The organism is Tunturibacter psychrotolerans, from assembly GCF_040359615.1.
GTDB classification, from domain to species: Bacteria; Acidobacteriota; Terriglobia; order Terriglobales; family Acidobacteriaceae; genus Edaphobacter; species Edaphobacter psychrotolerans.
This window is the reverse complement of record NZ_CP132942.1, coordinates 4,794,133-4,820,736: the sequence shown is the minus strand read 5'-3', so window position 1 is coordinate 4,820,736 and position 26,604 is coordinate 4,794,133. Positions and strand designations below refer to the sequence as shown.

The 26,604-nt window shown below is 57.6% G+C and carries 23 protein-coding genes; 10 read left to right on the top strand and 13 right to left on the bottom strand.

All coding sequences use genetic code 11. The annotated features are described in order from the left end of the window. Nucleotides 1-100 precede the first annotated feature (100 nt). The 8 genes from RBB77_RS20345 to RBB77_RS20310 all read right to left on the bottom strand — a co-directional run bounded on the left by RBB77_RS20345 (nt 101) and on the right by RBB77_RS20310 (nt 6,575). On the bottom strand, nt 101-328 hold the full coding sequence (locus tag RBB77_RS20345) for a hypothetical protein (protein ID WP_353063540.1): 228 nt from the start codon (nt 326-328) through the stop codon (nt 101-103). Nucleotides 329-341: 13 nt separating this feature from the next. Then, nucleotides 342-626: a hypothetical protein gene (locus RBB77_RS20340; RefSeq protein ID WP_353063539.1), complete on the bottom strand. Its 285-nt coding sequence runs from the start codon at nt 624-626 to the stop codon at nt 342-344. 243 nt (nt 627-869) lie between these two features. After that, nucleotides 870-1,529 carry a CatA-like O-acetyltransferase gene (locus tag RBB77_RS20335; protein ID WP_353063538.1) on the bottom strand — a complete coding sequence of 220 codons (660 nt, stop codon included), beginning with the start codon at nt 1,527-1,529 and terminating at the stop codon, nt 870-872. A 137-nt stretch (nt 1,530-1,666) separates the two neighbouring features. After that, on the bottom strand, nt 1,667-2,335 hold the full coding sequence (locus tag RBB77_RS20330) for a DUF1214 domain-containing protein (RefSeq protein ID WP_353063537.1): 669 nt from the start codon (nt 2,333-2,335) through the stop codon (nt 1,667-1,669). Nucleotides 2,336-2,539: 204 nt separating this feature from the next. Continuing rightward, the gene (locus RBB77_RS20325) at nt 2,540-3,088 is read right to left on the bottom strand and encodes a carboxymuconolactone decarboxylase family protein (protein WP_353063536.1); all 549 of its coding nucleotides are present in this window, start codon (nt 3,086-3,088) and stop codon (nt 2,540-2,542) included. A 9-nt stretch (nt 3,089-3,097) separates the two neighbouring features. Then, complete coding sequence (locus RBB77_RS20320) at nt 3,098-3,667, bottom strand: carboxymuconolactone decarboxylase family protein (protein ID WP_353063535.1); 570 nt, start codon at nt 3,665-3,667, stop codon at nt 3,098-3,100. A gap of 14 nt (nt 3,668-3,681) precedes the next feature. Continuing rightward, nucleotides 3,682-5,007, bottom strand: coding sequence for an APC family permease (locus RBB77_RS20315; RefSeq protein WP_353063534.1), 1,326 nt, complete (start codon nt 5,005-5,007; stop codon nt 3,682-3,684). 71 nt (nt 5,008-5,078) lie between these two features. Next, nucleotides 5,079-6,575, bottom strand: coding sequence for a PLP-dependent aminotransferase family protein (locus RBB77_RS20310; RefSeq protein WP_353063533.1), 1,497 nt, complete (start codon nt 6,573-6,575; stop codon nt 5,079-5,081). A 109-nt stretch (nt 6,576-6,684) separates the two neighbouring features. Here RBB77_RS20310 and RBB77_RS20305 point away from each other — a divergent pair, with 109 nt between their 5' ends. Together RBB77_RS20305 and RBB77_RS20300 are read left to right on the top strand one after the other, a co-directional pair. Further along, complete coding sequence (locus RBB77_RS20305) at nt 6,685-7,161, top strand: carboxymuconolactone decarboxylase family protein (RefSeq protein ID WP_353063532.1); 477 nt, start codon at nt 6,685-6,687, stop codon at nt 7,159-7,161. A gap of 134 nt (nt 7,162-7,295) precedes the next feature. Beyond that, entirely contained in the window at nt 7,296-8,294 is a 999-nt protein-coding gene (locus RBB77_RS20300; RefSeq protein WP_353063531.1) for a VWA domain-containing protein, read from the top strand. Between the two features lie 181 nt (nt 8,295-8,475). Here RBB77_RS20300 and RBB77_RS20295 read toward each other — a convergent pair whose 3' ends face one another. From RBB77_RS20295 to RBB77_RS20285, 3 genes are all read right to left on the bottom strand, one after another. Next, nucleotides 8,476-8,778: a hypothetical protein gene (locus RBB77_RS20295; RefSeq protein ID WP_353063530.1), complete on the bottom strand. Its 303-nt coding sequence runs from the start codon at nt 8,776-8,778 to the stop codon at nt 8,476-8,478. Further along, nucleotides 8,775-9,440, bottom strand: coding sequence for an RNA polymerase sigma factor (locus tag RBB77_RS20290; RefSeq protein ID WP_434557081.1), 666 nt, complete (start codon nt 9,438-9,440; stop codon nt 8,775-8,777). The genes RBB77_RS20295 and RBB77_RS20290 overlap by 4 nt, the downstream gene beginning before the upstream one ends. A 150-nt stretch (nt 9,441-9,590) precedes the next feature. Beyond that, nucleotides 9,591-10,844 (bottom strand): ThiF family adenylyltransferase, encoded by a 1,254-nt coding sequence (locus RBB77_RS20285; protein WP_353063528.1) that lies wholly within the window; start codon nt 10,842-10,844, stop codon nt 9,591-9,593. A gap of 252 nt (nt 10,845-11,096) precedes the next feature. On the opposite strand from RBB77_RS20285, the gene RBB77_RS20280 reads away from it, so the two are divergent. The 5 genes from RBB77_RS20280 to RBB77_RS20260 all read left to right on the top strand — a co-directional run bounded on the left by RBB77_RS20280 (nt 11,097) and on the right by RBB77_RS20260 (nt 21,354). After that, entirely contained in the window at nt 11,097-14,327 is a 3,231-nt protein-coding gene (locus tag RBB77_RS20280) for a POTRA domain-containing protein (protein ID WP_353063527.1), read from the top strand. Next, a complete protein-coding gene (locus RBB77_RS20275; protein WP_353063526.1) occupies nt 14,328-15,131 on the top strand; it encodes a SurA N-terminal domain-containing protein in 804 nt (267 codons plus the stop codon). After that, nucleotides 15,128-19,525: a translocation/assembly module TamB domain-containing protein gene (locus RBB77_RS20270; RefSeq protein WP_353063525.1), complete on the top strand. Its 4,398-nt coding sequence runs from the start codon at nt 15,128-15,130 to the stop codon at nt 19,523-19,525. Before RBB77_RS20275 ends, RBB77_RS20270 begins: the two co-directional genes overlap by 4 nt. Nucleotides 19,526-19,612: 87 nt before the next feature. Then, entirely contained in the window at nt 19,613-20,419 is an 807-nt protein-coding gene (locus tag RBB77_RS20265; RefSeq protein WP_353063524.1) for a BON domain-containing protein, read from the top strand. A 68-nt stretch (nt 20,420-20,487) separates the two neighbouring features. Beyond that, entirely contained in the window at nt 20,488-21,354 is an 867-nt protein-coding gene (locus RBB77_RS20260) for a UbiA-like polyprenyltransferase (RefSeq protein ID WP_353063523.1), read from the top strand. A 47-nt stretch (nt 21,355-21,401) separates the two neighbouring features. Here the strand turns inward: RBB77_RS20260 and RBB77_RS20255 are convergent, their stop codons facing one another. Next, on the bottom strand, nt 21,402-21,737 hold the full coding sequence (locus RBB77_RS20255; protein ID WP_353063522.1) for a CsbD family protein: 336 nt from the start codon (nt 21,735-21,737) through the stop codon (nt 21,402-21,404). Nucleotides 21,738-21,794: 57 nt separating this feature from the next. Continuing rightward, nucleotides 21,795-21,944 (bottom strand): lmo0937 family membrane protein, encoded by a 150-nt coding sequence (locus RBB77_RS20250; protein ID WP_353063521.1) that lies wholly within the window; start codon nt 21,942-21,944, stop codon nt 21,795-21,797. Nucleotides 21,945-22,096: 152 nt separating this feature from the next. On the opposite strand from RBB77_RS20250, the gene pheA reads away from it, so the two are divergent. From pheA to RBB77_RS20235, 3 genes are all read left to right on the top strand, one after another. Beyond that, nucleotides 22,097-22,936 (top strand): prephenate dehydratase, encoded by an 840-nt coding sequence (gene pheA, locus RBB77_RS20245; RefSeq protein WP_353063520.1) that lies wholly within the window; start codon nt 22,097-22,099, stop codon nt 22,934-22,936. 374 nt (nt 22,937-23,310) lie between these two features. Continuing rightward, complete coding sequence (gene lon / locus RBB77_RS20240) at nt 23,311-25,761, top strand: endopeptidase La (protein ID WP_353063519.1); 2,451 nt, start codon at nt 23,311-23,313, stop codon at nt 25,759-25,761. Between the two features lie 252 nt (nt 25,762-26,013). Beyond that, nucleotides 26,014-26,556, top strand: a complete 543-nt coding sequence (locus RBB77_RS20235) for a DUF488 domain-containing protein (RefSeq protein ID WP_353063518.1) — start codon at nt 26,014-26,016, stop codon at nt 26,554-26,556. The last annotated feature ends 48 nt before the right edge of the window (nt 26,557-26,604 follow it).

The window sequence follows — 26,604 nt, the reverse complement described above, 5'->3', positions numbered from 1 at the left end:
TCTCGGCTCGATTGCAAGTCGAAACACTTGCGACTATTCATAGCGATGATGCGAATACCTGCAATTTCCTGATCATCGCCCCTGAGTGATTCAAGCCGAGTCAATCCTTCGGTTTCAGATCAGGAGACTTGCTCTTCACATCCACCTTCAGGTTTTGGCATACGCCTGCCAGGTCGTAATGGTGGTACTCGGCCGGCACATAAACATCAGCTGCGCGATGGCCGGCCTGCTCATCGGCGTTGGGCCGGATGCGAACCGGAGCAGTTGTATCCACTCGCGCAGCCGCCACGATATCGCCGTCTTTGTTGTATACGACGTGTAGTTTCATGCTCGTACCTCCTCTAATGACTCGGCATAACGACGACCGCAACCCGGAACGCCACGATCCCTCCGAGGTCGCTGTGGGCTCGAGTGGTTTCAGTAATAAACGGGTTTTCATTGTTGTCGGTATTGAATGATTCAGAAACCCGTACGAGTTGTGTGTCGACAAAATCACTGAAAAAGCTGACTGCGGCAAAACGGGCTTCGTCCAGCATTCCAGGCCAGCTGATCGTCCACGATACTGTTGATCCGGATGCCTGTCCCACCCAATCCGTCAGACCAAAATCTGCTTGTACGCTCATCATTGGCTCCTTTCACAGCTCACACCGGGTAGTGATCTTAAAGTGACAATCGTTTCTAGGGGAGAATGCCGATCTACAGGAGAGGGAGGAGATCTTTCGGCATGGCGACGGATTATATCTCAGCAACAGGATCAAGCGCGATAGCGGCAGTCTCGCGAGTTAGATCGACAACAGTAACCGCGCTTGTCGCCACCAATCGAAGTGGGCGCGCCTAACCATTCTCGCAATCAACTGGCCGACGCATTGCTACGAAGATTTGGAATCAGGAGCATCCAGGCAACCTTGAAACTTCTCCACGAACTGCGCCACATGCAGGCCATCCGCCAGAGCGTGGTGCACATGGATCGATACGGGCATAGTGTAGCGGCCACCCGCCTCAGTAATTTTGCCGAATGTGATGCGGGGCGCGGAGTCTTCGTGGGAGAAGTCGCGAGCGTGCGAAATGGATGTGAAGTCGAACCAGGGAAGCACCGAATAACGGATCAGGTTCGCCTCCGGATAGCGCTCGATGTCATCTCTCTGCCGCACCCGGTCGAGTTCGATAGCTGCCTCCCGCACGAACTCATCGATTCGCGGTCGGAACTGATAGTGTCCCAAGCCAATGGTGCCATTCTCGCGTCCCACAGCGCTTCCGCCATTGATCAGTTCATAGCTCCAGACGTCGCCGCCAACAATGCGCGTCTTGAAGTTCTCAACTTGGTGCGCAGCGACAAGCGAGCGATGCAGCAGTGACAAAAAGACTGACAGTTGATGCTGCTTGGCGTAACGGTAAGTCTCCGTGCAGTCAACGCGGAGACAGACGCCGTGATAGGGCTCGGTGAAACCCTTGAAGAACTGAAAACTCGCGCGTCGCTCCCAAGTTTCCAGGTCAATCTTCTGTCTGCGGCCAATCACAATTTCCTGCATGCCCCCATGCTAAATCGAAGAAGCCTTCTTTATCGTTGCTGAGGAGAAGCGCGTCGATGAGGACTAATTCTGCCTTTCGGTCGAACACGTATGGGAGACGCTGCACGGATGGCGACTTCCAATCGCCATCGAGCAGCTCAGCCTTCGGCCAGTAATAGCGGACGGTCAGCATGAGGGACCTTCGGTGCGGGCAGCCAGTTCGCTTGCTTCTCTGCTCCCGGGGAGTCGGCCTGGATGTAGAGCGTGAGGCCGCCATCTTTGTCGAGCTTGAGGTGCGGCAGCATCGGCGAGTTGATGAGATAGCGATTGATCGAATTCTTTACCAGAAGCTGGCTCGGGAGGTCGTACATGGTCAGCGACCAGAAGGCGTTGACGGGCAGAAACTGTCCTTTTGCAGAGTGCAGCGGGTATTCGCTCTTGCTGCCGTCGAAGGGCTGGCCGTCGGCGTCCTTGTCCAGAATGGGGTAGAGGGTTTCGTCACGTGAGTTGGCACCGATGCCCATCTGGGTGCCGGTGGCGCGGGCGAGGAAGTGATTGCGGGAAGCTGGCGCAGTTGTTGCCATTGCGCGGCGGTGATCTCCAAACCGTTGTAGCCGTTGCCCGTGGTGCCGCCAGGGGCCGAAGTGCACCATGCGATCGGGTGCGGCGTAGGGATAGGGGTTCATCACAACTCCCCACACGACACTGAAGACGGCGGACGTTGCGGCGATTCCACAGGCGAGAGAGAGAATTGCGGTGATGGTGAAGCCGGGACTTTTGAGTAGCTGGCGGATTGCGTGGCGTATGTCTTGAATGAGAGAGCTCATACAGACTCCAGGTCGCAGCCGATTGGATCTGGAGAGAGTTGGAGCATGTGAGCGACCAAAGCTGTTGGACGGCGGAATGCCTGTTTCCTAGTTTTTGCTGGACTTCTGGAGGTGTTCAGAGGAAACAGTGGGTGAAGCGGTGTCCTCTTATGGACGAGGGAGTCCATAAGCAGACACTCATATGCCCTGGGTAGCGGCTTGGAGTCAGGCTTTTATCGATGGGGCCAGGTAGCCTTCGGTGGCCAGGTGTTGGCCCATTTTGGCGTACATTGCGGGGTCTTCGGGCTGCCAGGTGGCGAGGCCGTCGACGTAGCGGTTGAACATGCAGAAGGCTGCGGCGATTAAGACGGTGTCGTGAATTTCGAGGTCGGTTGCGCCTTGTTCGCGGGCTTTTGCGACGTCTTCTGAGGTGACATGTTTGCCGCCTTGTTGGACTTTGCCCGCGATTGTGAGGAGGGCTTTCAGTTTGTCTGAGACGGGGGCTTGTTCGTAGTTTTGTCTTACCTGTTCGGTTAGACCCCAATCGTTTCCGAGGTGCGCGGCGGCAGCTGAGGCGTGACTGGTCTGGCAGAAGTAGCAGTCGTTCTGACTGGAGACGTAGGTTGCGATGAGTTCGCGCTCGGCGGGGGTTAGGGAGTTGGAGTCGTGAAGGAGAACGTGGGCTAGCTCGCGCATGGGTTTGGCGGTTTCGGGGCGGTAGACGAATCCGCTGCTGATTCCTGCGAAGCCTTCGGGAAGTTTGATGTGGGGCATGAGGTCTCCTTAGTGTGCGGTTTCGGCTGGTAGATATTCTTTGCTGACGTTGACGTATCCTTCGCGGGCGATCCACTTGCCGCGCTCGCGATACATGGCTTCGTCGCGTGGCTGGATGGTGGCGAGGCCGTCGACGTAGCGGTTGAACATGCAGAAGGCGGCGGCGATGAGGACGGTGTCGTGGATCTCGATGTCGGTTGCGCCTTGTGCGCGTGCGGCTGCGACGTCTTCGGTGGTGACATGCTTGCCGCCGCGCTGGACTTTGCCTGCGATGACGAGGAGAGCTTTTAGTTTTTCGGAGATGGCGGCGTTGTGGAAGTCGTGTTTCACCTGCTTGACGAGCGCTTCGTCACCGTTGAGGCTTGCGGCCGCAATGGCTCCGTGGATGGTTTGACAGTAGTAGCAATCGTTTTCGGAGGAGACGTAGGTTGCGATCAATTCGCGGTCGCCGGGGGTGAGGGAGTTGGGGGCGTGGAGAAGGACTTCTACAAGATCGTTGAGCGGCCTTGCGGTTTCGGGGCGGAAGGCCATTGCGCCGCGTATGCCGGGGAGACCTTCGGGAAGTTTGATGTGTGCCATGTGCGGTGTTCCTTTCAGGATGGAATTTGTTCGGGGAGCGGGTTGGTGTTGATGGTTGTCTTCGCGAAGAAGACACGGCGGATCGGGTCGCCGCAGAGCACGATGACCAGACCTACAAGGGCAGGGATGGGATCGTGCATCAGGATCATGAGGTTGATGATGGTGCAGCCGAGGAGGAAGACGATGGGTGCGGCGGGGAACCACCATCGGCGAACGGGCTGCGGCATGCGGAAGAGAGTGGTGACGGAGAGTGCGAGAAAACAGACAGCGGAAAAGATGATGAAGGAGAGGATGCGGTTGAAGGCTCCGAAGCAGAGGACCAACAGGGCGAGGGTTGTTTGCAGGAGGACGGCGTTGGCGGGAGTTCCGAAGCGGGGATGGAGTTTGCCGAAGGGGGCGAAGAAGGCTCCGTCTTTTGCCATAGCGTAGTAGACGCGTGGAGCGGCCATGGTGATGGCCATGAGTCCGCCGAGGACGCAGAGAAGCACGCAGGCGGAGAGGACTTTGCCTCCGGTTGTGCCGAAGAGCGCTTCGCCGAACTGGGCTACGAAGGCGGTGTTGGAGACGATCTTTTCGAGTGGAACGACCATAAGGAACGAAGCGCTGACGAGGAGATAGACGGCTGTGACGAGAAGTACGCCACCGGTGAAGGCGAGCGGCATGTTGCGGCGCGGGTTGCGGACTTCGCCAGCGATCTTGGCGGCCTCCCACCATCCGCCGAAGCTGAAGAAGGCGCTGATTATGGCTCCGGCGACGGCAGCGAAGAGAGGTTCGGAGCCTGGGCGGCGTTCGGTTAAGGGTAAGAGGTTTGCGACGGTAGCGTGTTTGGAGATCGATGCCCAGATGACGAGGCATATGAGAAGTGCGATCTTCAGCAGGTTCGCGGTTGTCATGACACGACGGCTAAGGCGAGTGCCGACGTAGTTGAGTAGAGCGAGGCCGATGAGGATCACGGCGGGGATGACGATTTGCGCGCGTGAGGGGAGACCGAAGAGGGAAAGGACGTAGGGGGCTGCGCCCACGGCAAGCGCGGCGGCGATGCCTGGATCCATGACGGCGGCGGACATCCAGCCGTAGAGAAATGCGAGGCGGGTGCCGTAGCCCTGGCGGAGGTAGACATACTCGCCGCCGGTGAGCGGGTAGGTGATGGCTAGTTCGGAGTAACAGATGGCTCCGCAAAGCGTCATGAAGCCCATGCCGCACCATACGGCGGCTAGCAGGAGAGGAGAGCCCAGGGATCTTGCCATTGCTGCGGGAGTGAGGAAGATGCCGAGCGCGATCGATTCGCCCGTGACGACGGAGAGGGCGGCGGCTAAACCCATCTGGCGGCGTTGTTCCATTAGGGAGCCATGCTACGCGGCGGAAGGGAAATCGCCCATCCATCAAAGGGTGGAGATGTGTGGAGGGGTCGTTAGTTGGTGGATGTTCGAAGTGCGGTTGCGAGGACGGAGATGCCGCGGCGGAGTTCGGCTGGGTTGCAGCCTGCGAAGCCCAGGATGAGTGCGGGTTTTGTGGTGTGTTTTAGGGCGAAGGTTGAGAGGGGGAGAACTTCGAGGCCGAGTTTGGTGGCTCGCTGGGCGGCGGTTTTGTCGGAGATGCTAGTCTTTTGGGTCTTCAGCCACGCTATGGTTCGCATGCCTGCGGCTGCGTCTACCACGTCGAGTTGGTCAGAGAGGTGAGCGAGGGCGGATTCTTTTAGCACCGACATGCGTTCGGCGTAGGTTTGGCGCATCTTGCGGACGTGCTGGTGGAAGTGGCCTTCGGAGATGAACTCGGCGAGGATGGCTTGGTCGAGTGTGGGGGGATGGCGGTCTACGAAAGTTCTTGCTGCTTCGAAGATCTCGACGAGGCGTGGGGGCAGGACGAGGAAGCCTATGCGAAGTGCGTTGAAGAGCATCTTGGTGAAAGTGCCGACGTAGATGACGGAGCCGGATTGGTCGAGGCTTTGAAGGGCTGCGACGGGGCGGCCGAAGTAGCGGTACTCGGCGTCGTATTCGTCTTCGATGATCCAGGCGCCGGCGGTGGAGGCCCAGTGGAGCAGTTCGACGCGACGCTCGGCCGACATGGTGATGCCCAAGGGGAATTGGTTTGCTGGGGTGCAGTAGACGATCTTCGCTTGTGGAGCGAGTTTGCGGGCCGCGGTGACGTTGAGGCCTTCGCTGTCTATAGGGACGGGGACGATTCTCGCGCCAGCGGCACGGAGAGTCTGCCATGCGCCGGAGTAGCCGGGGTCTTCCATCCAAACCTGGTCGCCGGGGTCGAGAAGGAGGCGGCTGATGAGGTCGAGGGCCTGCTGGGCGCCGGAGGTGACGACGATCTGCTCGGCTGTGCAGTGGACGCCGCGGGAGGAACCGATGTATTCGGCGATGACGCGGCGGAGGGGTTGATATCCGGTGGCGCTTCCGTGGCCGTAGAGGGAGCGCGGCGCGTGGCGAAGGACTCGGGCGGCGACGCGTGCCCAGAGTTCAGTGGGGAAGAGATCGATTGCGGGTTCGAAGGAGCGGAAGGCTTTGCCGATGGAGTGCGATGTGGGAAGGACATGTACGTCCTTGAGCATGGCGCGGGTGCGTTTGGAGACTTTGGCTCTGGAGGGCGGTAGGTTGGGCGTGTTGCGGGTGGGGATTGCTTTCATTGCGCGGTCGGGGAGGCCGAGGGTGACGTAGGTTCCGGAGCCGACTTCGGTAGAGGTGTAGCCTTCGGCTTGAAGCTGATCGAAGGCTGTGACTACGGTGCCACGCGAGAGTTGATATTGGTCGGCGAGGCTTCTGGTTGAGGGGAGGCGGGTGCCTGATTTGAGACGGCCGTCGAGGATGGCCGCGCGAAGTTCGGTGTAGAGCCAGCGCCAGAGGTCCTGGTTGTTTGGTGGAGGGTTGAGGGAGAGGTCTTGAAAGGTGTCGGTCTTGGGCATGGGGCTTTCTGCTTCATTACAGGAACGAAAAGTGGACTACTCGGTAGTCTGATTATGGACCTGTTCGATGATCCACAGTTCTACTAGTCTGAGTGTGGAGGAAATAACAATGAAAGCAAGAATGGAACCTCACAAGGCTTCTCCGGCGGCGTATCAGGCGATGATGGGTCTGGAGATGTTTGTTAGTAAGTCGTCGAAGCTGGAGCCGTCGCTGCTGGAACTGGTAAAGATGCGGGCGTCGCAGATCAATGGGTGTGCATATTGTTTGGATATGCACTCGAAAGATGCGCGTGCGAAGGGAGAGAGCGAGCAGCGGCTTTATGCGTTGAACGCGTGGCGGGAGACGCCCTTCTTCACGGATCGCGAGCAGGCGGCTCTGGCGTGGGCTGAGGCGGTGACTCTGGTGAGTGTGGATCATGTTCCGGACGCAGTGTATGAGCATGCGAAGCAGCACTTTTCGGAGGAGGAGCTGGTGAATCTGACGATGGCTGTGATCGCGATCAATGGATGGAACCGGATTGCGATCTCATTTCGTATGGTGCCGGGTGAGTACCAGCCGGTGGTGCGCAAGACAGAGAATAAGTGAAACTTTTGAGGGGCGAGGGCGCAACAGGAGACGGGTTTCGTCCTCGCTGGCCGGAGTGATTTGTTGACTGAGTTTTAATTGTGCCTGGGAACTTCGATAGGCTAGTAGACGTATTTGGGGGCATGAGTTTACTTGTGCGCTCAGTTTTGCTTTGTATGGCGATGGGAGCCTGCTGTTGCATGTATGGACAGGATGTGGTGCCGGCTCAGGCGGATGCTCAATCCACAATTCACGTCTCGGCTAAGTTGGTTGTGCTCGATGCTGAGGTTGAAAACAAGAAGACGGGGAATCTGATTGGAACACTGAAGTCTGACGATTTTGTGCTGTCGGAAGATGGAATTCCGCAGCAGATTACTTACTTCAGTCATGATCAACTGCCGCTGTCGGTGGTCTTTCTGTTTGACCTGACTGAGACGGTGCGTCCGGCCCTTGCGTCGCTTGCTGGGGGTGCGCGTGAGGTGCTGGGTCATCTGAAACCGCAGGATGAGGTGGCGGTGATGGCCTTCTCTTCGCATGCGGAGCTGCTGCAGGGTTTCACTACTGACCGTTCGCTTGCCGCGGATGCGATTGGAAAAGCTTCGAATATGAAGACCGGCGACGGCACGTTTATTCACGAGAGTATGTATGAAGCCGTGGACGAGGCGATGAAGTCGACTACCCCGGGAAGCAGAAAGGTGTTGGTGTGGCTCACGGACGGAACCGCAAATCAGGAAAATTCGCGGACGCGAAAGATCATGGGGAAGGAGGCTCCGGCGTATTTGCATACGAAGGAAGAGGCAACGGCGAGCCTGCTGCGGTCGGGGGTGGTGGTCTCGGCGTTGATCGACCGCACTGCGGAGACGGATGCTGTGATGGTTGCTTTTTTCTTTGTCGCGCATATGGGGGACATCCGCAAGTATGCGGATCAGACGGGAGGGCCAGTTCTGAATACGAGCAAGAAGGAAGTTGCGGACCGGCTCGCCGAGTTGATCGATCAGCTTCGGGGACGGTACACGCTGGGATACAAGCCTACGAACGTGAAGCCGGATGGGACGTTTTGCAAATTGGAGCTCCGGCTTAAGCCGGATGCTTACGCGGAGCTGCCTGACAAGCAGGACGTTGTTGTGCGCACGAAGACTGGCTACTTTCGATAGTTGCCGTCTGCCTGAATGCGTCGCATGTGGATGGGTGTTCGGTTGTACTTTACGTTGGGGTCAATGACAACGACCGCAAAAACAAAGACGAAATACAGAGATCCTTCGCTCCGCTCAGGATGACGACTTCTTAAACTCAATCGGCCACCTCTAAAGGTGGCCGATAGGGTTCATAAATTGGCTATACGGTTTGTGGAACGGGGAGGTCGTCTTCACCGCTGACGCCTTGTTTGAGCTTGTTCTGAATGTTGCTCCAGACGGCTTCGCTGGGCTCTTCGGTTGGCTCGAAGAGGCTGCGGGCCTGGTCGGCTATCGCTTCGAGATCGCGGACGAGAGCTGCGCAGTCGGGATTGTTTTTGAGGAAGGTCTGGAGGCGTGGGTCGGTGCTGACGTGACCGTCGCCGTTGGCAAAGAACTCAGGCAGATATTGCTCGAAGTCGGCCGGGGTCATGGTGTCGAAGTCGAGCGATTGGAATTCAGTCATACTGCTACCTCCTTGAGGCCGTTCGGCTGAGTAGCCGCTTCGGGCTGGCGGAGGAGTTCGCGAAGCTTGAGGCGGGCCTTGTGGAGTTGCGACTTGCTGTTGCCGGTGGAGCACTCGAGCATAGTGGCGATCTCGTTGTGTTCGAAGCCCTCGACGTCGTGCAGGACAAAGACCATGCGGTAGCCGGGGGGCAAGGAAGCTACGGCGCGCTCGAGGGCTACGCGGTCGACTGAGCCGGTGAGAGCGAGGTCGCGGCTGCCGAAGTCGCGCTTGGGTGCGTCTTCTTCCGATGGGTTGATGGTCTCCTCGAGCGAGACCAGGTTTAGGCCTTTTTTGCGGAGATGCATGAGGACCAAGTTTACCGTGAGTCTGTGAAGCCAGGTGGAGAAGGCGGACTCTCCACGGAAGCTGCCGATTTTTCGGAAGAGATGCAGGAAGGCTTCCTGGGTCATGTCTTCGGCTTCAGAGACGTTGCCGAGCATGCGGAGACAGAGGGTGTAAACGCGGCGTTTGTGCAGGGCATAGAGACGGGAGAACGCTTCTGCATCGCCATTCTTTGCTGCTTCGATGGCTTCGGCTTCACCCGCGATGGGTGGATTGCGTTTGAAGACGCCGGGAGTTGGTGATGTTTGTTGGGTCATTTGTAGGCCTTGGACGTCCATAGCTAGACTCCGGACTGATTCGTCATTTCACAGTTTAAGTTTTCGCCTGCATCGAGCCTACCGCAAACGGAGGTAATGTACTGCGCAGATAGGTTGGATGGAGGACAGGGGGGAAGGGTTGTTTGCGGCAAGACATGAGGGCTAAAGGGTTTATGAGCCGATGAAACGGGCGTAGAGGGAGCGCGCGAGGGTGATGTCGGTGGTGCCCTGAATGAGAGCGCGTCCGTCGGGGAAGAGTGTAAATGTGTGCGGGCCGCGTTTGAAGCGGAGGAGGAGCTCGTTGAAGCGGAGGTCGCGGATGTCGGTGTGGGGGGATAGGCGATCGCGCATGGCTTTGAAGTCGACTGGGCGATGGTGCTCGTGGATCTGGACGGAGTTGCGACCGCAGAGAGTGATGTGAGGGCGACCGACGCCGGCGAGATGGGTGAAGATGCGCTGGCCGCAGACGGTACATGCGGAGTTGGGTGTGGTGGTGGTGATTTCGCTTTGTTCGTTCGACCAGAGGTCGTGGGAGAGCAGCGTGCGACGCATGAGATGGGACTGATTGGTGAGGAGCTTGAGGGCTTCGGTGGTCTGGATGGAGGCTGCGAGGTTGACGGCGGTGGAGAGAATTCCCGCGGTGTCGCAGGTTTCTACCGGGCCGGTCGGCGGCTTGGGGAAGATGCAGGCGAGGCAGGCTGTGGGGATGTAGGTTGGTACGTCGCTTCGCTCCGCTCGTTGAGATGGAATGCTGGTTTTGTTCGACTCGGCGGCTTCGCCGCCATCGCTAAGAATGACATCTTTTGAAGAGTCGATAGGTTTGGGCAGGATGTTCATGGTGGCGGCGTAGGCGCCGATGGCTGCGGCGTAGATCCAGGGTTTGGATTGCTGGACGCAGTAGTCGTTGAGGAGGTAGCGGGTCTCGAAGTTGTCGGTGGCGTCGAGGACGAGATGGGCGGATGCGAGGAGCTCGTGGATGTTGGCGGGGACGAGGTCTGCGATGTGAGAGTGCACCAAGACAGCCGAGTTGAAGAGGGCGATCTTGCGGCGGGCGGCTTCGGCCTTGGGGAGGGCTTCGCGGGCGTCGGCCTCGTCGAAGAGGATCTGGCGCTGGAGGTTGGAGGGCTCGACGAAATCGCGGTCGATGAGGGTGAGGGTGCCTACGCCGGCGCGGGCGAGGAGAGAGGCAGTGGCGGCTCCGGTGGCTCCGATGCCGATGATGGCGACGTGGGCGAAGGCGAGGAGATGCTGGCCGGCGGCTCCGATGCCGGGGAAGAGAATCTGGCGGGAGTAGCGGTCCGACTCGGGGATGGCGCGGTCGGTGGGGTTAGGCAGGGGCGTTTCGGAGGGCAGCGTGTCGGCGGGGGTGCCGATGTGGATGCTCGCGGGCCGTTCTTCAAAGGTGGTTGCGGGATGCTTTGACATGATGAAGATCGCACCGTCTAAAAAAGACGGCTGTTTCGTAGTATAGGGAAGGACGGATGTGCAGGAAAACTCGGCTGCAGCCCAAAGGCTTTCGGCATCCTAAGGAGAAGGAGAGTTGCCGCGATTGCGCAGCTTCGGATGCGGACTCGCTGTGCATCATGAAAGACTTGCTGGGCTCCTCAAATTAGATAAGGAATTATGGGTGGTTTTTTGGGTCAGGTGCTTCGAGGTCGTGCGCGAATATCACGGTGGATGAGGTGCGGATGTGGCGCGGCGGCGTTGTGGCTTGGATTGTGGGTGATGGTGGGTGTGGCCGCTGGACAGGAGGTGCCGCAGACTCCGACGCCTCCTGATTCGCAGAATGCCACTCCGGGATCGACCGGCGCAGGAGCGACTCCGACGCAGGGGCCACAGACCAAGCCAGTTGAGGAGAAGAAGACAGATACGTCTCAAGATGCGGAGCCGACGACTTCGGTGTGGCAGTGGAAGGGGCTCATTGTCGAAAAGATCCTGTTCGAGGGCGTGACGTTCGATGCGACTGATACGCTGCCGAAGGAGCTATCCCAGAAGGTTGGTCAGCCGCTGGATCCGCAGGAGGTACGTGCCAGTCTGCGGCGATTGTTTGCGAGCGGGCGGTATCGGGACATTGCGCTTCGTGGCGTGCGACAGGGGGATCAGGTAACGCTGATCTTTGCTGGCGTGGCGCGGTACTACGTGGGGCGAGTGACGATTGCTGGAGTAAAGAACGAGCGCCTGGGTCCGCTGCTGGAGTTTGCGACAAAACTTTCGCCCGGGACGGCGTTCACCGACTCACAGATACCGGCGGGAACGGAAGGGATCAAGGAGATTCTGCAGCAGCAGGGGTATTACGAGCCGACGGTCTCAGTGAAGTCGGAGACCGATGAAGTAGGCCACCAGATAAATGTAACCTATACGGTTTCAATTGGGCCGCAGGCAAGAGTGGGACAGGTTAAGCTTGTGGGCGACGACACGGGGTTGACGCCGGAAGAGTTCCAGAAACAGTCGAAGCTGAAGGAGAATAGCAAGGTGCGGCGCGATTCGACCAGCAATGCGCTGGACCGGCTGCGGAAGCTGTACCAGAAGAAAGATCGACTAGAGGCGACGGTTTCGCTGCAGAAGCAGACGTATGACAATGTGCGGGACAAGGTTGATTACGAGTTCCATGCGAACCAGGGGCCGCAGGTGAAGGTGTCAGTGGAGGGTGCCAAGATTTCGACGGGTCGCCTGCATCTGTTGGTCCCGATCTTCGAGGAAGGGACGATTGATAACGATCTGCTGAACGAGGGCGTCTTCAACATTCGCGACTTCGAACAACAGCAGGGGTTCTTCGATGCGAAGGTAGCAGTGAAGGTTGTGGGGAACGGTACGACGACGGAGCAGGTTGTATTTACTGTAGAGCTCGGGGTGAAGCACAAGGTCGTTGCGGTGGACCTAAAGGGAAATAAATACTTCACGGACGATCTGCTGCATGAGCGGATGCGGGTGCAGAAGTCGAATGCGTATCAGCGGAGTGGACGGTATAGTCCGGCGCTGGTGTCCGGCGATGTGAGTGCGATTCAAGCGTTGTATCGGGCGAATGGTTTTGATGAGGCGAAAATTACGACGGATGTAAAAGATGTAACCGTCGGTAAAGACGGAAAGCCACTGAAGGCGGGTGAGATTGCTGTGACCTTCACGATCGTTGAAGGGCCGCAACAGAAGTTCGGCAAAGTGGACCTGGTGGGAGTGGATGCGAGCCGGCTGCCGGACGTGCGGGGATTAATGAATGCTCAGCAGGGCCAGCCTTTTTCACTGGTGACGCTGTCGGGCGACCGCGATACGGTGCTGCAGTACTACCTGGCGCATGGATTCGACCAGGTGAAGGTTGAGATCAAGCAGACAAAGGAGGCAGCGGACGCGGACAAGACGGACGTGTCGTTGGATGTGACCGAGGGGCAGCAGGTGTTTGTGAACCGCGTACTGCTGTCTGGAGTGGAGAAGACCAAGCCGAGTGTTGTGGCTCAACAGATTCTGGTGCATGGGGGTGACCCGCTGGACCAGACGGCTCTGCTCCAGACGCAGAGAAATCTATATAACATTGCGTTGTTCAATGAAGTGATTGCGGCGGTGCAGAATCCCGCGGGAGACGCTCCGCAGAAGAACGTGGTGCTGCAGGTGACGGAGGCGAAGCGGTGGAACGTAACCTACGGGTTCGGCTTCGAAGCGCAGACGGGAACGCCGCAGCCTGGAACGATCTCGGAGGCGTCGTGCATCCAGCTTGGACTGCCCTATCCCTGTAACCAACTGTCTCCGGAGGGCAAGCCCGGCGTGAGCCCACGGGTTTCGCTGGATGTGTCGAGGATCAATCTGCGGGGAACCGAGGATTCGCTGACGCTGCATACGTCGTATGGATTGCTGGAGCAGGTGGCGATTTTGACGCTGCAGAATCCGCATCTATATGGGAGCAAAAATTTCAGCGCGGCGATCTCTGGCGGGTATTCGAATGTACAGGACATCACGACGTTTGCGGCGTCGACGCTGCAGGGTGATTTTCGAATCACGGAGAAGTGGCGGCGGACGCATACGTTTATTTACGACTTCCTGTATCGCCGCGTAAAGGTTGACCCGAACAGCCTGCAGGTGTCGGCAGATCTGATTCCGCTGCTGTCGCAGCCAGTTCGCGTAGGTGGGCCGGGAGTTACGTGGTTTCACGATACGCGGTCGCCGGGTCCGCTGGATGCGGTGAAGGGAGAGTACTCAACGATACAGGGATTTGTGGCGTCGTCGAAGTTTGGGTCGCAGACGGATTTCTGGAAGCTGGATGGAACGAACTCGACGTACTACCGGTTTGGCAAGCTGAGGTATGTGTTCGCACGCGAGACCAGGATTGGGTATGAGAAGGCGTCGGGGACCAATCCGAACGCGGGAAGCGATGCATGCGTTGGCGTTTTGTTGACGACGAATCCGAGCTGCAACGCGATTCCGTTGCCGGAGCGGCTATACGCGGGCGGCGCGAACTCGCATCGAGGATTTCCGATCAATGGGGCGGGGCCAAGGGACTTGCAGACAGGTTTTCCGGTGGGTGGTTCGGCGGCATTTGTGAATACGTTTGAACTGCGGCTACCGGCGCAGACGTTGCCGGTGGTGGGCAATAACGTGAACTTCGTGATCTTTCATGATATGGGCAACGTGTTTCAGAATGCGAAGGACATGTTTCCAAGTTTCACGCGATTCACTCAGCCGAACAAGCAGACGTGCGCGAATGTGTCGGGGAGTATTGGGACCTGTGACTTCAATTATTTTTCGCATGCCGTGGGGCTGGGGGCGCGCTACCGGACGCCGGTGGGGCCGGTTCGTGTGGACTTCAGCTATAACCTTAATCCACCGGTATATCCGATTATTTACGACTTCAACAATAGCCCTCCGCATGAGAGCCAGGCTTCACACTTCAACTTTTTCTTCAGCATTGGAGAGAGCTTCTAGATGCGTTGGATGACGCACAATACGATGGAGCGGTTGTTGCTGGTGGCGTTCGCGACGGCGCCTGTGTTGATGGGGGTGCCGGTCTGGGCTTCGGTGCAAGCGACCTCTGGGCAGGCCGCGACATCGCAGACTGGGGCTGCGAGTTCGACACTAAATGCTGCGCCTGATTCGGTTGCGCAGCAGGGAGTGGTGCTGGATCGCGTGGTTGCGGTGGTGAACGACGATGTGATTCTCGAGAGTGATGTGGATGAGGAGCGTCGGTTTGAAGAGATTCAACCTTATCGACGAGTTACGGGAGATAACACCAGGGAGAGAGTTCTTGAGCGGCTGGTGGATCGGGCTTTGATTTTGCAGCAAGCGGCGCTGGAGCCGGAGGATGCGGTCTCCGACAAAGACCTCGACGACCAGCTGATGACGTTGCGGAAGGATATTCCCGATTGCAAGCTGCAGTATCACTGTGAAACCGAGGATGGGTGGAAGAAGTTTCTGGGTGCTCACGGGTTTACTGAAGAGGAGTTTCGAGAGCGTTGGCGGCAGCGGATGGAGTTGCTGAAGTTTATCGAGGTGCGCTTCCGGAATGGGATCAAGATCTCGGATGCGGAGATCAAGGAGTTTTATGAGAAGAGGATGCTGCCGGAGTATGCGAAACGGAATGTGACTCCTCCGAAGCTGGATACGATCTCGAAGAGGATTGAAGAGGTGGAGCTGCAGCAGCGGGTGGGCGCTCTTCTGGTGGATTGGTTGAAGTCGCTGCGGGCGCAGGGCAGCGTGAAAATTATGACTCCAGGTGAGGTGGCGCCATGAGCGATCTGGAGAAAAGACTCGAAGAAAAGAAGGAGGAGCTGGAGGCAAAGGTTGCCGGCGAGGTCGCGAAGGTGAAGCGGTCGCTGGCGAAGCGGATGTTGGTCTGGATTGGTTGGATAGTGGTGGTGCTGCTGGTTACGGTGCTGGTGTTGTTTGGGTTATTTGCGTGGTACTCGAAGACGACTGACTTCAATCGGCGAGTTGGGAAGGAGGTCGTCAAAGTCCTGGAAGACGCCACGGGCGGGAGAGTCGAACTTGGCGAGATCAGCTTTGATCTGTGGCACCTTGCGGTTGAGGCCGATGGGCTGGTGATTCACGGGTTGGAGGGGCCGGGTGAGGCTCCTTATCTTGCGGTGAACAAGATTCTGCTTCGAGTGCAGATCTTCGACTTCTTCACGCATGTGGCTGGGAGCGGGATCTCGTCGCACATACGACTGAACTATCTGGGCGTGGAGCATCCACAGTTTCATCTGATCGTGGACAAGGATGGGAAGACGAACCAGCCGGTACCGAAACATCGGAACACGAGTAAGACGTCGGTCACAGACACGCTGCTGGATCTGAAGGCGGAGGAGGTGACGCTGTCGAATGGATTGGTGCTGCTGAATAACCGGGCGATCCCGTTTCATCTTGCGGCTCGGGATCTGAGTGCGGAGGTGCACTATATCGCTGCGACGGATCGCTACGGCGCGACGGTGGATTTGAAGGATCTGCGGACGAAGATGGGTAAGCAGGTGGAGGCGCAGTCAGCGTTGAGTCTGGTGGTGGAGTTGGGAAGAGACGCGATTGACCTGCAGCGACTGGACTTCACGACTGGGAAGAGCTCGAAGCTGGATGCTACCGGGAGTTTCAAACACTTTGCCAAACCGGAGTGGCAGGCGAAGGTGACGGGCACGATCGAAGTGAAGCAGATCTCTGTGCTCGCGGATGTGGATGGTTTGAATGCGGGTACGATCGATCTGGATTTGAACGGGCATAACTGCGCGACGTCGCCTTCGGTTGCGCAGAAACATCCTCCTTTTTGGGAGCGAAGCCATCCGAAGGAGACGCGAGTGCCGCCGCGGCCATTGCCGCCTGATCCGGATTGTGTGGCCGGGTATCTGCTGGCTGGAACGGCGAAAGTTCATAAGGCTGCCTACAGGGATCAAAATGTGCGATTGCACGATATTGATGGCGGCGGGACACTGCACGTTACGCCAACCGAGTTGTTGCTGACGGCACTTACGGGATATCTGCCCGGCGGTGGAAGTGCGGCGGGTGATTTGCGCATTGTGAACTGGCTGGGCGAGGTTCCGCCGCAGGATGTTACGGTCAGCTCCTCAACGGCCAAGGCCGCTGTGACGACAGCGAATACGACAGCCAAAACGATAGGGGCAAAGGAGCCGATCACGGAGCCAGTGAAGGTGCCGCCGGTGCAGGTTGCGCATGCATACCTGAAGGCGATGGTTACAAAGATTCCACTGCGAACGATTATGGATGTGACAGCGCCTGAGCACTATGGCGACCTGGGATTCGACACAGCAGTCAGCGGGCCAGTGACGGTAGAGTGGGGCGGGCCGGCGAAGAGTATCGATCAGACGGTGGAGGTGGATGGGAGTTTGACGTTTGCGCCGACGGGGGTGAAACGCCCGGGAGCGTTGAATGATGTGCCAGTGACCGGGCAGACGCAGGCGCATTACACGGGCCGGAATGAGACGGTTCGAATTCAGCGGATCTCGCTGCAGATGCCAGAGATGAACTTTGAGGCGTCGGGAATATTGGGGGTGAATGAGGGCGACCCGCTGACTGATTTGCGAGTCGATATGACGGTGCGGGATCTATCGGAGTACAACCAGTTGCTGACTACGCTGGACCTGGAGGGAAATGGAAAGCGGGGTGCGGCGGCTATTCCGGTAGTGCTGCATGGCGCGATGCAGTTCAATGGAACGGCGCAGGGGAAGATTGCGAATTTGGATGTGAAGGGCCATCTACAAGCGACGAACGCGGAGTTCGCGCTGGGAACGACGGATGTGCTGATCGATTCGGTGGTGACGGATGCGGAGTACTCGCCGAACACTGGAGTGATCGTGGCGAACTCGACGATCAAGCGTGGGACTGCGGTACTGAATGTGGAGGGTAAGATCGCGCCACGTAAGGTGGTGTCGCGGCGCGGGGTTGCGACCTATCTGTGGGATGACGGGATGTCTTTGGATGCGAAGGCGCAGCTGGCGAACGCGCAGGTTGTCGACGTTTTGCAGATTGCAGGGCAGCAGGAGAAGGTGCCGCTGACGGGATTGGTTGCGTTGAATGGCCACGCAGAAGGAACGCTGAGGAGTTTGAGTGGGGAAGGCCACCTTTCGCTGATGAATGGTGTCGCTTATGGAGAGCCATATGAGTCGGCTTTGGCTGATGTGACGGTGCAGGGGAAAGATCTGGAAGCCAAGAATGTGGTCTTGCGGCTGCATGGCGTGCAGATTGCAGGTAATGGCGGATACGACATGGGCACAGACCGTCTGCATGGACATGTGGAGGGGCACGACATTTTGCTGTCGAAGTTCGAGACGGTGAAGAAGACCGAGAGCGAGGTTGACGGCACTGTGAACATGCTTGCGGATGCGAATGGAACGCTGACGCAGCCCGGGTTGAAGGCGAATGTAACACTGCGTGGCGTGACTTATCGGGGACAGGGGATTGGTGAGGCCGCGGTGGAGGCGCATAGCCAGGGAGACATCGTGTACTTCACGGCGAACTCGACGCTGGTGGGGGCGAAGCTGGATGCTTCGGGACAGACGCGGCTGGATGGTGATTACCAGATGCAGGCGAAGATGACGCTATCTGGGCTGGATATCGGCAAGCCGTTGGCGATGTTTGGGCCGGCGACGATGAAGGCGCAGTCCTTGATCAACGGAACAGCTACTGTGAGTGGGCCGCTGAAGACACCGAAGGCGCTGAGTGGGGAGGCAGAGTTCAGCCAGGTGGATGTGAAGTTGCAGGGGATAGAACTGAAGGCGGCTGAGCCGCTGCGCGTGGGGCTGCGCGATGGTTTGGCGACGCTCGATCAGGTTCATATTACCGGGCAGGATACGGACATGCGGGCGAGCGGGACGGGGCAGCTGTTTGGATCGACGGATCCAAAGGGCGGCAAGCTGGATGTGAGCGCGAAGGGAAGCGTGAGTATGACGCTGCTTCACACCTTCGATTCGGACATTCTTTCGACTGGCAAGGTGGAGTTCACCGTGAGTGCCGGCGGGTATGTGATGAATCCGCAACTGGCGGGGAAGGTGCAGTTCGACAACGTGAATGTTGCGGTCGATGGGGTACCAAATGGGTTGAGTAATATGAACGGCACGCTGGTGTTCAGCGACGACCGGCTGCAGGTGCAGAGCCTGACCGCGACGACGGGTGGAGGCACGCTAAAGATCGGTGGGTTCATTCGCTATAAGAAGGGTTTGTATGCTGATCTTTCGGCGACTGGCGATGTGGTTCGGGTGCGGTTGTATGGGTTGAGCGCGACGGCGAACGCGAATCTGAAGCTGCAGGGAGCGCCGGACAGCGCGTTGTTGAGTGGAACGATTTTGATTACTCGGTTTGGCGTGGGAGCGGACGTGGATTTTGCGGCGTTCGGCTCCGCGGGTGGAGTGGCTCCGCCGCCTGATCCGAACACGCCGGCAAACAAGATTCGGCTTGACGTGCATGTAACGAGTGCGCCGCAGCTGGACTTTCAGAACTCATACGCCAAGCTGGCCGGGATCGTGGACCTGCAGATTCGCGGGACGGCGGCGGTGCCTTCTGTGCTGGGGCGCATCGAGATCAACGAGGGGAGTGCGACGTTTGCGGGCACGAAGTATCAGCTACAGCGCGGAGAGATCTATTTTACGAACCCGGTGCGGATCGATCCGATTATTGATCTGGATGCGACGGCGCAGGTGGAGAACTACGATATTACGATCGGGCTGCATGGGACGGCGACGAACCTGAAGCCAACGTATCGGTCGGAGCCGCCGCTGAGCGAGTCGGATGTGTTTGCGCTGTTGGCGTTGGGTAGGACGCAGGAGGAAGCTCAGCTTTATCAGGAGCGGCAGGCTCAGCAGGGGACCGATCCGACGACGAGTGCGCTGCTGGGTGGTGCGTTGAACGCTACGGTGAGCAATCGCGTAGAGAAGCTGTTCGGTGTGGGGAGCGTGAAGATAGATCCGGCGTTTGTGGGAACGCTGGGCGGGTCGTCAGCGAGGATTACTGTACAACAGCAGTTGTCGCGGCAGATTACCGCCACGTTTGCGACCAATGTAAATACTTCGGCGCAGCAGTTAATTCAGGTGCAGTATGACCTGAATCACGACAACTCGATTGTGGTGGCGCGTGATGAATCGGGCGTATTCAGTATTGTTTATAAGCTGCGAAGAAGGTATCGTTAGCGCGCTGAGCGGATGCTGCATCGTATGAGTGTGAATGATGAGGCTTCAGGTCGTTTATCGCGGCGCTAGGAGTTTCCGGAGGCAGGTATGGAGAGGGTGAAGAATTTTGCGTGCGTCTGTGCGCTGGGATTTGCCGGTCTGGCTATGCTGGGCGGGTCATCGATTGGCGTGGCGCAGAGCACGGCCAGTAGTGTTAGCCCAGGGCCGAACGATGCGCAGATTGAGGTCGATGTGACGAAGGCGCTGGATAGCAAGCGCTTCAAAGATGTGAAGAGTTCGGTGCAGAACGGCGTGGTGACGTTGACGGGAACGGTGGAGCTTTACAGTGCAAAGATGGACGCGGACGATCGCGCGCACCATCGCAAGAATGTGAAGGGTGTCGAAAATTTGATTGAGGTTGCTGGGCCTGAAGTTGACGATGTGACTCTGCGGAATAAGTTGGCGGAGAAGCTGGCATATGACCGGGTGGGATATGGGACAACGGCGTTCAACGCGTTTACGATCGGCGTCGAGAAGGGCGTTGTGACTTTGGGTGGTACCGCGTATGGGCCAACGGATAAGGATTCGGCACTTAGCCTCGTTGAAAACTATCAGGGCGTGAAAGACGTGATCGACAACGTGGAGGTGGCGCCTGTGTCGCCGATGGATGATCGGATTCGATTGGCAGAGGCGCGGTCGATCTATGGGTTTCCGCAGTTGAACAAATATGCTATCGACCCGGCGAAGCCGATTCGGATTACGGTGGTGAATGGGAATGTGACCCTGTCGGGCGTGGTGGATAGCCAATCAGATAAGGATGTGGCGAATATACGAGCGAATGGCGTTCCGGGTGTGTTCAAGGTGGTGAACAACCTGGAGGTAGTTGGTGGTGAGGCGGAGAAATCGGACAAATAAATCGGTTTTGGACGTTTCGGGGCCACGTCGATTAGGTCGGCGTGGCCTGTCTCTTTTACGATGGAGAGATGGCATCGTTGTGGAAGAGTACGGTTGTAACGCTTGAGATGATCAAGTGGGAGCATTCGGTGTTTGCGCTGCCGTTTGCGCTGACAGGAGCAATGCTGGCGGCGGGTGGCTGGCCGACACTGCGAGTCCTGGGCTGGATTATTGTCTGCATGGTGGCTGCCCGGTCTGCGGCGATGGCGTTCAATCGACTGGCGGACGCGCAGCTGGATGCGGCTAACCCGCGTACAGCGATGAGGGCTTTGCCTGCGGGCACATTGAGCAATGGGTTCGTTGCGGGATTTGTAGTGGTGTCGATTGCGCTTTTTTTGTTGGGCGCTGCGATGCTCAATCGGTTGACGCTGGAGCTTGCTCCTGTTGCGTTGCTGGTGGTGCTGGCCTACAGCTACATGAAGCGTGTGACGCGGTGGTCGCACCTTGTGTTGGGGTTGGCGTTGGGAATCGCGCCGTCAGCGGCATGGATCGCAGTTAGGGGATCGCTGGACATAAGGATCATCGTGCTGACGGCTGCGGTGTTGCTGTGGGTTGGCGGATTTGATGTGCTCTATGCATGTCAGGATTTCGAGCATGATCGTAGCGTTGGATTGAACAGCGTCCCTCAGGCGTTTGGTATTACGGCCGCGTTCTGGATTGCGCGCTTGATGCACGTGGGGATGCTGCTGATGCTCTGCTGGCTGATGGAATTGTTCGGATTGGGACGGATCACAATGTTGGGAGTTGCGCTTGTTGCGGGCCTGCTGTTGTATGAGCACTCGATTATTTCGCCGAAGGACTTGCGGCGAATGAATGCGGCTTTCTTTACGCTGAACGGCGTGATTTCGGTAGTGTTCTTCGTGTTCGTCGCGGCAGATGTCTTAGCGCGCAAATAGAAAGGCCCGCTGGACGCGGGCCTTTTGGGGAGAGCATTCGACTTCGCTTAGCTGCGATGCTCGCGTTTGAAGTTGTCTAATTTTTCGTTGACGCTATCTTTGACGTGTTGCGCCGTCGCCGCTATTTTTTCGCGTGTATTGTGAGCGGCATCCTCAGCGCGTTCCTTGTAGTCTTCGGTCCTAGCGTCAGTGCGAGCGTGGGCCTTATCGTTTGCTACCGCAGCAGCATCTTTGGCAGTGCCCCACGTTTCCTTGGCGGCACCTTTCACCTGATCCGCTACGCCGGAGTTGGCGAGTTTTTGATTACCTACTGCTTCGCCTACGCTCTGCTTGATCTTCCCTGCTACCTGGTCGAATTTACCTTCTACCTTTTCTGTGTTCATGGGTTACTCCTTAAGTCTGTGGTGAGTGGGAGGGCTGCGTATTAGCTGTCTTGTTGGTTAAATGGCTCGTCTACCCGACATCAAGTTGAAGATGAGAACGATGATGGCAAGGACCAGAAGGATGTGAATCCATCCACCCAGCGTGTAGCTGCTTACGAGCCCAACGACCCAGAGAATAAAAAGAATAATCGTGATAGTCCAAAGCATTTCGTTCTCCTAGACGATTGCCGGCTATATTCTCCGGTTCGCCTGTGATGGCATTCACAAATTTCAGATCCTTCTTGTGGTAAGTTGCCGGGTTCGTCGAGGGGGTTGCCAAAGGGAATAAAATATGGATCGAGCAGATACGGATACGCGAGGTGGTTGGATTGAAGGTGGCGATTCAGGGGGAGCTGGGCTCGAATAGCCACATGGCGACCGTCGAGATGCTGGGCAACCCAGCGGATTTAGAGATCATCGCATGCACCCTATCGCTACAGGTGCTGGGGAAGGTAGTCGCAGGGGAGGTCGATGCGGCGGTGCTGCCGATCGAGAACAGTTTGCATGGGTCGGTTGCCGAACACTACGATCTGCTACTGGATTCGCCGGTGCAGATTGTAAGAGAGAGCTTACTGCGGATTCGTCACAACGTGATCGCAATGCCTGGCGTGAAGTTTAAAGAGGTGAGGAGAGTGATGTCCCATCCAGTGGCGTTGTCACAATGCCGGAGATTTCTGGCCTCGCATCCTGAGTTGGAGGTGATTCCCTTTTATGACACTGCGGGAAGTGTGAAGCACGTTATGGAGGCGGGTCTGCGTGATGTGGCGGGAATCGCTCCGATGCTTGCGGCCACGGAGTACGGTGCTGAGGTGGTCGTAGCCGGCGTCGAGGATCACGCAGAGAACTACACGAGGTTTTACCTGGTGCGGGCCGACGGAACGACTTTGGCCGAGGCGGACGTGGCACGCAAGAACAAGATGAGTTTGGCGTTCGCCATTGAGAATCGTCCTGGAACCCTGGTGGCTGCTCTGCAGCGACTGGCGGAGGCCGGGGTGGACCTGACGAAGATTGAATCCAGGCCGGTGCCGGGGAGCCCTTGGGAGTACGTTTTCTATGTCGATGTGAGGTTTGATTCGATGGCGGAGGCCGAAGCCGCTTTGGGTGCGTTGCGCGAACATTCCCGAATGGTGAAGGTACTCGGACGGTACCGGGCGGCCTAGAAGGGGCGGGAGCCGACTGGTCAGACTTGGTGAATCTTTGGGCTTTGGCCGACAGTGGCGCGCCGGAAGGTGGAGGCGTAGCATCCCCATTACCGTGAGTTGCCGGGGGACGATGTACGGCGACGGTCTCCTATTTCAGCTCGCGGTGCTCCCGGGTGAGGCCGATATTTGGCAGGACTCGGATAGGCCCTTTTGTTTTATTTGGGGATGAGGCCGGAGAAGTCTTTCTAAATCCAGTTAACCACAGATGGGAATGGGGTTATGGCCGATGACGGAATGTGACGAGACACGATCTCCGGAGTGAGGGCCAGAGTTTGCGACCAGATGAAGACCTGCTGCATCGAATAGTGGATAATCTGATAGAGGTACACTCAATGCCAAGCGACTTTGTAAGTGTGATTCAACCTACGGCGACGAAAAGCGGTGAAGGAGCGGGTGCCGAAGCGGTCGGAAAACGCCCTGTTCCAGTGTTGCCAGTACGGGATACGGTTTTATTTCCCCATGCAGTCCTGCCTCTGACGGTAGGACGCGATAGCTCGATCCAGCTGATTCAGTCGCTGGGCGAGGAGAAGACCATTTTGGTGGTGGCGCAGCGGGATGCGCGGCAGGATGCTCCGGTCGCCGCAGATCTGTTCGCTACTGGTACACGGGCGACGGTTCATAAGGTCGTCAAGATGCCGAACCAGAGCCTGTTTGTGTTCACCGAGGGCAACGAGCGGGTTCATCTTGGCGAATTTGTGCAGCTGACGCCGTTTATGACCGCGGAGTATGAATCGATTCCTGATGTCGAGCCACAGCAAACACCCGAGGCGGAAGCTCTGCAACGGAATGTGGTGAGCCAGTTTCAGCAGATTGTGACTTCATCGCCAACTTTGAGCGACGATCTGCAAACGATTGCGATCAACATCGATGAGCCTGGCCGGCTGGCCGACTTTATTGCTTCGTCGTTGCCGTTTTTGACTACGACTGACAAGCAGGAACTGCTGGAGACACCCGATGTATCGGCTCGTCTGGAGCGCATTAATAAGCACCTCGCGAAAGAGCTGGAGGTGCAGCAGCTGCGCAACAAGATCCAGACCGAGGTTCAGGATTCGGTGCAGTCGTCGCAGAGGGACTATTATCTGCGCGAGCAGTTGAAGGCGATTCAGAAGGAACTGGGCGATGTAGATGACACGCAGAAAGACATCGCTGATCTGAAGGAAAAGATCGAGACGGCGGGGATGCCGGAGGAAGTGAAGAAGGACGCTCTGAAAGAGCTTGGGCGTCTGAGCCGGATGAATCCTGCTGCCGCGGACTACTCGTTGACGCGGAACTATGTGGAGTGGCTGGCCGTGCTGCCGTGGTCGAAGACCTCTTCAGGCGAGGTGGACATTCTGAAGGCGAAGGCGATCCTCGATGAGGATCATTACGGCTTGAAGAAAGTTAAGGATCGCATCCTTGACTACCTTTCTGTGCGGCGTTTGAAGCCGGATATGAAAGGGCCGATTCTGTGCTTCGTTGGGCCTCCAGGCGTGGGTAAGACCTCGTTGGGGCGGTCTATTGCGAAGGCGCTGGACCGTAAGTTCTCGCGTATTTCGCTGGGCGGTATGCATGATGAGGCGGAGATTCGCGGACACCGGAGAACGTACATCGGTGCACTGCCAGGGCAGATTATTCAGCACCTGAAGCGGGTTGAGGTAAAGGACCCGGTGTTCATGCTGGATGAGATCGATAAGCTCGGCCGAGACTTCAGGGGAGATCCTGCGAGTGCGTTGCTTGAGACGCTGGATCCGGAGCAGAACAATACGTTCCGAGATAACTATCTCGATCAGCCATTCGACTTGAGCAAGGTGCTCTTTATCTGCACGGCGAACCAATTGGATACGATTCCCGGGCCGCTGCTGGACCGCATGGAGATCATTGAGCTGACCGGTTATACGGAAGAGGAGAAGGTGAATATCGCCATCAAGTACCTTATTCCCCGGCAGATTAAAGAGAACGGCATTACGGAAGAGCAGATCGAGTTTCCCAAGGACAGCGTGCATCTGATCGCGCGGCACTACACGCGTGAGGCTGGTGTTCGTAAGCTCGAACAGCAGATTGGGACAGTGTGCCGCAAGGTCGCGCGCAAGATCGCGGAGGGCGCGACGGAGAAGGTTGTGATTACTCCGGAGGTCGTTCACGAGTTTCTTGGAGGCATTAAAGTTCGCGTGGATACGGAGATTGCGGAGCGGACCAAGCGGGCCGGCGTTGCGGTTGGACTGGCGTGGACACCGGCGGGCGGCGATGTGTTGTTTATCGAAGCGAATCGGATGAAGGGCAAGGGCGGCTTCACAATCACTGGTCAGATTGGTGATGTGATGAAGGAGAGTATGCAGGCCGCGTTGACCTGGGTGCGATCGAATGCCGCGTCGTTAGGGCTCGATGAGGACTTCACGAAGGATACGGACCTGCACATTCACGTGCCTGCCGGGGCGATTCCGAAGGATGGTCCTTCGGCTGGCGTGACGATGGCGACTGCGCTGGTGAGCTTGTTGACGGACACTCCGGTGCATCCGCTGACGGCGATGACGGGCGAGATTACGCTGAGCGGCAATGTGCTGCCGGTTGGTGGAATCAAGGAGAAGTTCCTTGCTGCGAAGCGAGCTGGCGTGCGGGATGTCATTCTGCCGACGGACTGCAAACAGCAGGTAGATGAGGACTTAACGCCGGATCAAATTGAGGGCGTGACCCTTCATTACGCTACTCGGATTGAGGATGTACTGGCGGTCGCGTTGCCGAAGACGCAGGTCGAAAAGGTCCGGGATGAAGCGGTTCGCGAAGAGGTCATTCACGCTTCCGTGTAAATTGGATTGAGAAAAAAGTGGGCGGTTCGGCTGTTGCCGGACCGCTCTTTTTTTGTTTTAGTGCTAGTTTTTTTTGTTTTGTGGTGCAGTGGCGTTTTTGCGGGGGTTTTTGTGCGGAATGCGTGTTTTTGTGTGGTGTTTTTGTGGTGAGGATGTGGTGATTTGCGTGGCTGATGTGGTGTTTTGGCAGTCATGTTCTGGGCGTCTAAAAATGTGACACGTTTTTGAACTTTATTTCTGGTGGTGAAGGGGATGATGACGATTGGGCACTCGACGCTGGAGATGGAGACGTTTCTGCGGGCACTGCGGGAGAACGGGTGCCACACATTGGTGGATGTGAGGCGTTATCCGGGATCGAAGAGATATCCGCAGTTTGGGCAGGAGAGGTTGTTTGCTTCGCTTGAGGGGATTGGGATTCGTGGGGTGTGGCGAGTGGGGTTGGGTGGGCGCAGGGCAGCACGGAAGGATAGCGTGAATACGGGGTGGCGGAATGAAAGCTTTCGGGGGTATGCGGACTACATGCAGACGCCGGAGTTTGTTGCGGAGATCGATTGGTTGATGGGGCTGCCGGAGCTAGATCGGACGGTGGTGATGTGTGCGGAGGCTGTGCCCTGGAGGTGTCACCGGTCGTTGATTGGCGATGCGGTGCTGGCTCGCGGCGGCCTGGTGGAGGACATCTTCGTGACGACGGCAGGTGGGAGTTCACGGAGGCCACACGGTATGACGGAGTTCGCGCGGGTGGAGGGCGAAAGGCTTTGGTATCCGGGCGTTCAAGAGGAAAGCCTGTTCGATTAAGTTTTGGACCTCTTCTTCCGGTGGGATTTTTTACCGAGCGCGTGGAAT